8 protein-coding genes are annotated in these 8,534 nt (G+C 47.1%); 3 read left to right on the top strand and 5 right to left on the bottom strand.

Going from position 1 to position 8,534, the window contains the following annotated elements; all coding sequences use genetic code 11:
- The 4 genes from IEW26_RS29875 to IEW26_RS29860 all read right to left on the bottom strand — a co-directional run.
- On the bottom strand, positions 1–192 hold a 192-nt coding region (locus IEW26_RS29875), incomplete at its 3' end, for a hypothetical protein (RefSeq protein ID WP_188594991.1).
- A gap of 546 nt (positions 193–738) precedes the next feature.
- Positions 739–993, bottom strand: a complete 255-nt coding sequence (locus IEW26_RS29870; RefSeq protein WP_111273768.1) for a hypothetical protein — start codon at positions 991–993, stop codon at positions 739–741.
- A gap of 234 nt (positions 994–1,227) precedes the next feature.
- Positions 1,228–2,751, bottom strand: a complete 1,524-nt coding sequence (locus IEW26_RS29865) for a sensor histidine kinase (RefSeq protein WP_188594990.1) — start codon at positions 2,749–2,751, stop codon at positions 1,228–1,230.
- Positions 2,751–3,428 carry a response regulator transcription factor gene (locus tag IEW26_RS29860; protein WP_188594989.1) on the bottom strand — a complete coding sequence of 226 codons (678 nt, stop codon included), beginning with the start codon at positions 3,426–3,428 and terminating at the stop codon, positions 2,751–2,753. Before IEW26_RS29860 ends, IEW26_RS29865 begins: the two co-directional genes overlap by 1 nt.
- 513 nt (positions 3,429–3,941) lie before the next feature.
- Here IEW26_RS29860 and IEW26_RS29855 point away from each other — a divergent pair.
- The 3 genes from IEW26_RS29855 to IEW26_RS29845 are packed head-to-tail and all read left to right on the top strand — an operon-like array spanning position 3,942 to position 7,875.
- The gene (locus tag IEW26_RS29855; protein ID WP_188594988.1) at positions 3,942–4,775 is read left to right on the top strand and encodes a polyphosphate polymerase domain-containing protein; all 834 of its coding nucleotides are present in this window, start codon (positions 3,942–3,944) and stop codon (positions 4,773–4,775) included.
- Entirely contained in the window at positions 4,768–5,448 is a 681-nt protein-coding gene (locus IEW26_RS29850; protein WP_145404772.1) for a DUF4956 domain-containing protein, read from the top strand. Before IEW26_RS29855 ends, IEW26_RS29850 begins: the two co-directional genes overlap by 8 nt.
- 48 nt (positions 5,449–5,496) lie before the next feature.
- Positions 5,497–7,875 carry a carbohydrate-binding domain-containing protein gene (locus tag IEW26_RS29845; protein ID WP_229730108.1) on the top strand — a complete coding sequence of 793 codons (2,379 nt, stop codon included), beginning with the start codon at positions 5,497–5,499 and terminating at the stop codon, positions 7,873–7,875.
- A 476-nt stretch (positions 7,876–8,351) separates the two neighbouring features.
- On the opposite strand, the gene IEW26_RS29840 is transcribed toward IEW26_RS29845, so the two are convergent.
- On the bottom strand, positions 8,352–8,534 hold a 183-nt coding region (locus tag IEW26_RS29840), incomplete at its 5' end, for an IS3 family transposase (RefSeq protein ID WP_188594987.1).

Here is an 8,534-nt window from a genome sequence, read left to right as displayed (position 1 = left end):
TGTGCGTGTGCGTGTGCGTGTGCGTGTGCGTGTGCGTGTGCGTGTGCGTGTGCGTGTGCGTGTGCGTGTGCGTGTGCGTGTGCGTGTGCGTGTGCGTGTGCGTGCAAAAGTATACAGACACGGGGTTACATTCGCAACAAAAAATTGTGCGCTGCTGTGCCTGATGCTAAAAGACCTCGACATCACAATCAAGGGGAAGCTCCCCTTGTGTGAAGTTGAGGTCTTATCATGTATGCGCCTATTTGTTGTCTTGTTATCTTGCAATCGCTCGATTGGATGGGGTAGCTGGTGCACCCCGCATGTGCTAACGATTCCCAGAAACCTTATTTGCTCCATTTGAGCACATTTCTAATTCTAACGATTCCCAGAAGCGCTATTTCGCCTAAAAGGCTGCTTTTCACCCGAAAAACACCCTCAAACTCCAAAATAACGTTTCTCCAGATCGTTACATTTTGGAATGCTCGTAAATCACCCAAATAACGTCGCTCAAGATCGTTAGAATTCAGGACGGCACCGAAAACGCAAAACTGAAGTAACCAATGACTCAGTTTCTCATGCTTCCGTTACTCCTGAACGTTACTGCTAACGTTACTCCTGAATGTTATTTCTGAATGGCACTCCTTAATTTCACTTCAGAATGTTATTCCTGAAAGGCATTACTTACGTTACTGCTTCCTGTTTCTCTCGAACATTACTCACGAATGTTACTCCTGAACGCTACCTTACTTTTCGCTCAGCCTAGTCCACGTACCCTGCGTGGCCCTTGTCCATCAGGTAATCCATCTCTGCATCCAAAATACTCTCAACGGTCAGCTCGTCAAGCTTCACATCTTTGCGGCTTAAAATGTAATCTGCCAGATCGTCGCCGTCAATATCGACATCTTTGCCTTTTGCATTCTCATGCGCCTTATTAATGTAAGCTTGCTCATGCTTCAGGACAAGCTCGATGTTAGCCTTGCTCGCCTTTGTTTTGTCCACGATATATTGCAGCATTTCCTGTTCATTGATGGCTTGGTTGTCTGTCAAGTCAATTCATCTCCTTGATTATACATACTGGTGCCATTGTAGCATAGGTTAACCCATTACGTGCAGAAGTTATGCTGGTCCGCAGCCCACACTTACCAAACCTATAGCTCACAGTCCATCACTTACAACCCGCAGCCTGCCCCCATCCACTTGCAATCCACTACCCACAATTCTCAGCACATCCCCATCATATATGCAGCTCTAGGATAATCGCACATAAAAGGAAGCGCCCTCGCCTACCACACTTTTGGCGTAAATCTCTCCCTTATGCTGCTCAACGATTGAACGGGCAATCGCCAGCCCCAGACCGTGGCCGCCATGTTTGCGTGCTCTGGAGGAATCCGTGCGATAGAATCGGTCAAAGATACGGTCCAGATGCTCCGGTGCAATGCCCTCCCCCGTATTGAAGACGGTCAGCATAACGTCATGATTCATCTTCTGAAGTGTCACATTCACAGATCCTTTGGGACCGGAATATTTCACAGCATTATCGAGCAGAATCAGAATAACCTGTTTAATCTGCTCCCGGTTACCATGAACGTTCAGATCGGGCTCAATATTATAGTCGAGAGAAATGTTTTTTTCGAAAATAACAGCCTCCATCGGCAAAATAATACTTTCCACCGCATCGCTCATATTAAACGTGGTGTGAATCAAATTGGAACGTGAATCATCCATCTGAGTCAGATACAGCAGATCATTCGTCAGCCCGGACATGCGCTCGGTTTCAGACTTGATATAATGCAGCCATTTGGCCTGACTTTCGATCGTTTCCTCCTGATTGGCCAGCAGCACATCCGTATTGGTATTAATGATAGCCAGAGGAGTTTTAAGCTCATGTGACGCATCGGCGATAAATTGCTTTTGCTTCTCAAACGCTTCACGAACAGGTGCAATCGAACGATTCGCAAAATAACGGCTAAGGAAATAAATCACAATCAGCATAGCCAGCCCAACCACTGCAAAGGTATAGATCAAATTGGTCAGAATCCCCTGCTGTGCTGTCACATCCATAAACACAATCATATAACCCTCACCGCTTGGATCAACGACATAAGCCCAATCCGTGCCGTCGAGTGCAAACTGATCGGTTTTCCGCTCCCCTCCGTTGACGAGACTTCGATCAACCTTCTGCAACGCTTCCTTATAAAAGGGTTCTTCCATATCAAACCGCGAGTGCGTGCCCGTAATATTCCACTGATCATCTGTTTGAATCATAAAAGAAACCGACCGGGCCGGAGGTGCATTCAAGTCTCCGCCTGGCCCGCGATTCCCACCGAATTCGCCCCCAACCATGCCCCCGCTTCCGCCTTTACCGACAGAAGATGGCATAGCGTCCGATGCGGACCCCGTTCCTGAACCTGTACCGGAACCGGGGCTTTCACCTGAGCCTGATGTTGATCCCGAAACGCCGGTATCTGTACCTTTACCTGTAGCTGTTCCTGTACTTGTGCCTCTTTCTGTTCTTGTGTCCGCACTAGAACCCGCAGCCGAACTTGCTCCCGAGCCCGCCTCACCGCCTTGTCCCTCTCCCCGCGGAATCTGGGAACCACTCGGACTATACGGACTATGATAGAAATCGGACACCTTATAAAGCTCCATATTCGTTTCACGCTGCACATTCTGGTACGTGATGGTGTAGATCGTAATAAAAGCCACCAGCATCATGATTGAGATCGAAACCAGATTAACAATCAGGAACCGGTTGCGGAGTTTCTTAAACATCAGCTCGTCACCTCAAGTACGTACCCCACACCCCGAATTGTATTAATGCGAACAGCTGAATTCAGGAAGGTTAGTTTTTTGCGCAAAAAGGAGATATAGACCTCCACGTTGTTATACTCCACATCGGAGTCAAATCCCCACAGCTTCTCAATGATCTGCTCTTTGGAGGTAATTGCCTGTTTACGGGTAATCAGCAGCTCCAGCAGCTCATTTTCCTTCAGATTCAGCTTGATTTCTTTGTCCTGTACACTTAGCTTCAGCTGAGTTGTGTTCAGCTCTATATCGCCAAATCTCAATCCATCCTCAGGGATTACCTCCCCCTTACGTCTCAAGGACGCCCGAATACGGGCGAGCAATTCTTCTGTGGCAAATGGCTTTGCAATATAATCATCAGCGCCGTAATCGAGACCAGATACCTTGTCCGACAGCTCCCCCTTGGCTGTAAGCAAAATAACTGGCGTATGGTTTCCTTCACTACGCAGCGTTTTCAGCACGCTAATGCCATCCATCTCCGGCATCATAATGTCCAGTAGTAACAGGTCATAGATGCCGCTTTGCGCATAATCCAGCCCGGATCTGCCGTCGTGAACCATGTCCACGGAATAGTTGTTTTTTTTCAAAATCTGCGAAACGGCCTCTGCCAAATGAACCTCATCTTCTGCAATTAAAATTCTCATGATCTATTCATTCCTCTGCTTGAGTTATTGTTTATTGTTCTGCTGAAACTTCCGTGGCTACATCTTTCACGAATACCCTGCACATCAGGGATGCTCCGGTGCTTTGTTACGTTCAGTTTGTATGTTCTTATTCTACCAAGTAAACCTTGAATCAACCTTAATATATTTATCGTGTGCAGCTATTAGATAAGTTGAATTATTGTTTACACGTGAACGGAGAGGGCAGAAAAAACCTGAAAAAGCGAAGCGTTCGCCTTTATCACCGGATTTTCCCCTTTGGAGAAGGGAATCCAAAAAAATCTGGGGATAACCGCTACTCTCCAGGTTATTCTGTCATCGGAGTGGACTGTGTAAAATCTTTAATTCAACTTACATAGATGAAGGAAAAGAAATGTTAACGGAATGTAAAATCATTTAAGATTCATTCAAGGTTGCTTCGCTAAGATACAGACATGAAAGCACTACACGATGAACCAAAACATACAAATTCACACCTGAAAGGAATGAATCATTATGGCGATTGAAGTATTCAACCGATATGAGAGCAAGTACCTGCTGACGGATGAGCAATATGCATACTTTTATAATGACCTGCTCGAATATATGGAACTGGACGCGTACAACAAAAAGCATGAGTACTACTCCATCAGCAACCTGTACTTCGACACACCGCAGGATTCACTGATTCGGGCCAGCCTCTCCAAACCGAAATACAAAGAGAAGCTAAGATTAAGGGCCTACGGCGTACCTGAGCAAAATGCCAAAGTATATCTGGAGATTAAAAAGAAAGTATTTGGTCTCGTTAATAAACGCAGAACAGCGTTGAAGCTGGACGAAGCCTATGAATTTGTTCGTTCAGGACAGGCACCGGACCTTGCGGATTACATGAATAAACAGGTCGTTGAAGAGATTACATACTTCCTTCGTCTGTATGATCTGGAACCCAAGGTGTATCTGGCCTATGAACGCAAAGCGTTGTTCGACAAGAACAGCCGGGATCTCCGCATTACCTTTGATACCAACATCCGCAGCCGCAGATATGATCTGAAGCTGGAACAAGGAGATTACGGCGAGCCGTTAGTGAAGGATGGTCGCTGGCTTATGGAAGTCAAGGCGGAGAAAACAGTCCCGTTCTGGTTATCACAGCTGCTCTGTAAACATGGGCTGTACCGCACAGGCTTCTCCAAATACGGCAACGAGTTCAGACATCTGGTGAGAACGACCAACTTGAACTATCAGACCGAGCGCCCACTGGTGCCAGGAACCGATTTCAACCCTGCTGATCCTACTGCGGCTGCATTACAAGAAAAATCAATTAGAGAAAGAGAGCGTGTTCTATATGCTTGATTCATTATTCAGTTCCGCCCTAGACGATACAACATTAAGTTTCGGCAGTTCTGTAATTACCATCGGACTTGCCATTATTCTTGGACTTATCATCAGTCTCACCTACATGAAAACCAATCAAGCCACCTATTCGCAAAGCTTCACCTTAACGATGGTTGTGTTACCCGTCATTGTTGCCATCATCATTCTGCTTATCGGCAGCAACATCGCCCGGGCGTTCAGCTTGGCGGGAGCATTCTCCATTATCCGTTTCCGCAGTGCACCCGGTGATCCGAAAGATATTGCTTACGTTCTGTTCACCATGGCATCCGGTCTGGCCTGCGGTGTAGGCGCCTTTGGTTACGCTGTTCTGTTTACCGTCATCCTGTGTGTACTGATGTTTGTATTAAGCCGGTTTAACTTTGGCGGCAAGAAGAGTCTACAGAAGACATTGAAAGTGACGATTCCTGAAAATCTGAGCTACGAAGAAGCTCTGAACGAAGTATTCCATACATTCAACGTCCCATTTGATCTGAAAAAAATCAGAACCACCGAGCTCGGCAGTCTGTACGAACTCGTATATAGTGTCACCATTCACGAGAGCGTGAATCAGAAGCAATTTCTTGACGCCATCCGTACACGGAATGGCAACCTGGATATCTCGTTAACGATGAGCCCAACGACAGAATATTAAGCTTTTGTTCAATTGTACCCATTATGATTTAAGAGAGGAACGATTTATATGATGAAGAAAAATTCTCAGAAGAGTAAAAGTATACTGACAGGCAGCAAACTTTGGTCTATTGCCATGATTACCAGTCTGCTCGCAGCATGCAGTGCTCCGGCAACGACAAGCAGTACAGCCAATGCAGCCGTCTCTACAATAGGCACAACCAAAACGGTATCGGTTAGCGAATCAACATCCGTGAAATATGCCGACCTGGTCTCTCTGGATGCGGATGACACCAATGTAAGCTGGACTGAAGCAGATTCCACCATGATCAAACTGAATGGAACTACAGCAACCGTAACAGGTTCCGGCGCGAAGGCCGCTAATGGCTCCGTTACCATCTCGGAAGCAGGCACATATGTGCTCAGCGGTGAGCTGACAGATGGTCAGATCGTAGTTAATGTCGCTGATAAAGGCGTAGTTCATCTCGTGTTAAACGGCGCAACGATCCATGATAATGACAGTGCAGGCATCTACGTTCAAAAGGCCGGCAAAGCAGTGATCACGCTTGAAAAAGGAAGCAAAAACGCAGTTTCCGACGGCAAAACCTACGTATACGCAGATAGCAGCACCGATGAGCCGGATGCGGCCATCTTCAGCAAAGCTGACCTTACGTTTAATGGTGCCGGTCAGTTGACCGTCACAGGCAACTATAATGAAGGCATTACAAGCAAGGATGATCTCAAAATCATCAGCGGTTCAATCGACGTCAAAGCAGCTGACGATGGTATTAAAGGAAAAGACATGGTTGCGATTCAGGCTGGCACGATTACGATCAAAGCTGAAGGTGACGGCATTAAATCGACCAATGATACGGATACAACCAAAGGGTTTGTCGCCATTGCAGACGGAACCTTCAACATTGAGAGCGGAAGCGACGGCATTCAAGCGGAAACTGTACTTGTAACGGACGGCGGTACGTATAATATCGTGACGGCTGGCGGCAGCGCGAATGCACCAGCTAAGGTCGAAGAAGGCCCCGGCGGCGGGTTTGGTGGCAGATTTGGCGGTGGAGGTTCGATGAATGGCGGTACACCTCCAACTGATATGGGCACACCACCGGATGGCGAACCACCTGCCGATATGCCAGCGATGCCTAATAGCAGCAGTTCGAACACAGGCACACAGACGGGCACAAACACGACAACGAATGCTGGAAACAAAGCTGCAGCAGGAGCCGATTCCAATGCTGATGCAGACAACGCTGCGACCACAACAGAGGAAGAATCCACAAGTGCTAAAGCACTTAAAGCAGGTACAGACCTCACCGTGAATGGTGGAACATACACGATTGATTCCATGGATGATTCCCTGCACAGCAACAGCAATGTTACTGTGAATGACGGAACCTTCACCATTCAATCCGGAGATGACGGCATGCATGCCGATCAGGCACTGACAATTAACGGTGGAACGATCAAAATCACTAAAAGTTATGAAGGACTTGAAGGTTCTATCATCACCTTGAACGACGGAGATGTTGATGTAACGGCTTCAGATGACGGTGTAAATGCCGCTGGCGACATGACAACAACGAGTGACCAAGCAGCTGGCACAACGGATAAAGCCGCAAGCGACAGCACTTCTGCTACAGATACAAACAAAGCAACCACGGGAGCAACAGCGGCCACTTCGACAACCGGCACGACTGCTCAAGCTACGGATGCTAATCAGCAAAGCCGCGGTCCAGGGGGAATGCCTGGTGAATCATCTGGCAACAACGAGCTTCACATCAACGGCGGCTCCCTCACCGTGAATGCTGGTGGTGACGGTCTGGATGCGAATGGTTCAATTACGATGACAGGCGGAACGGTTATTGTGAATGGCCCAACGAATGACGGCAACGGTCCACTGGATTATGATGGAACATTTGTGATCAGTGGCGGAGTTCTGGTGGCAGCAGGAAGCTCGGGTATGGCGCAAGGCACTTCGGATGCTTCAACTCAAAATGCACTTGTCATGACCTTCCCTGAAACACAAAAAGCAGGAACGCTGGTTCATGTTCAGGACAGCAACGGAAATAACATTCTGACGTTTGCACCAGCCAAAGATTATCAAAGCGTAGTGGTTAGCTCGCCAGACCTGAAAGCAGATGGATCTTACGTTATCTATACTGGCGGAACATCAACAGGTACGGCAACAGATGGACTATACACTGGCGGTACGTATAGCGGCGGTACTCAGTTCGTTGCCTTCCAGTCTACAAGTAACGTAACCTGGGTGAATGAATCAGGCGTAACAACAGCCCGCTCCGGCATGGGTGGCTTCGGAGGCGGTGGGCAAGGCGGATTCGGCGGTGGACGGAGTCGTTCACAAACCGGTACATCCACAGGTACAACAGAAACAACGGGTACTACAGGTACATCTGGTTCTACAGATTCGGCAAAATAACTATAAAGAGCTGAGCATGACAGAGCACACAGTTACGTTGTAATGCTCAACTAAAAAAAACTGGACCTGGAAATCACACAGTACGTGTGAACTCCGGGTCTAGTTTTATTTTACAGATCAAACACTCAAGGAACATACTACTTCCCGGCGGCGCTTAATCCAGTAGACCGCCCTTCTCAACCTATCTCCAGATTCTAACGATCCCCACAAGCCTTATATAGCCGAAAAATACCCCTTTTAGATTTTAACGATTCCCAGTGATCTTATTTCAGGAAAAAACAACGAAAACGTGCAAAATGCTGTATTTCTCACGAAATAGCATCACCAGGAATCGTTAGATTTTCATCATGCTTAAATTGATGCCAATAGCGTCTCTGGAGATCGTTAGCGATATGTAACTAACCCCTGCATCTGATATCAGCGTCAAAACAATCAAGTCTTGTTATCTATTTGGACCTATGTCAAGAAAGTAGACACTACGCTGCGGATTTGTCCGTAAATTTCATTGCAAAACGAGCAGGAGAAAGATAATCTAGCGCCCCGTGCATTCGCTTACGGTTGTAATAAAACTCAATGTACTGGTAAATGGCAGTATATGCCTCTTCCGGCGTCTTAAACCGAGGGTTACAGTAAATGAGTTCCTTCTTTAAAATGCTGTG

Origin of the sequence: Paenibacillus silvae (genome assembly GCF_014639235.1) — a bacterium.
GTDB lineage: Bacteria > Bacillota > Bacilli > Paenibacillales > Paenibacillaceae > Paenibacillus > Paenibacillus silvae.
Note: the sequence above shows the minus strand (reverse complement) of the source record. Positions and strands in the feature narration are given on the sequence as shown.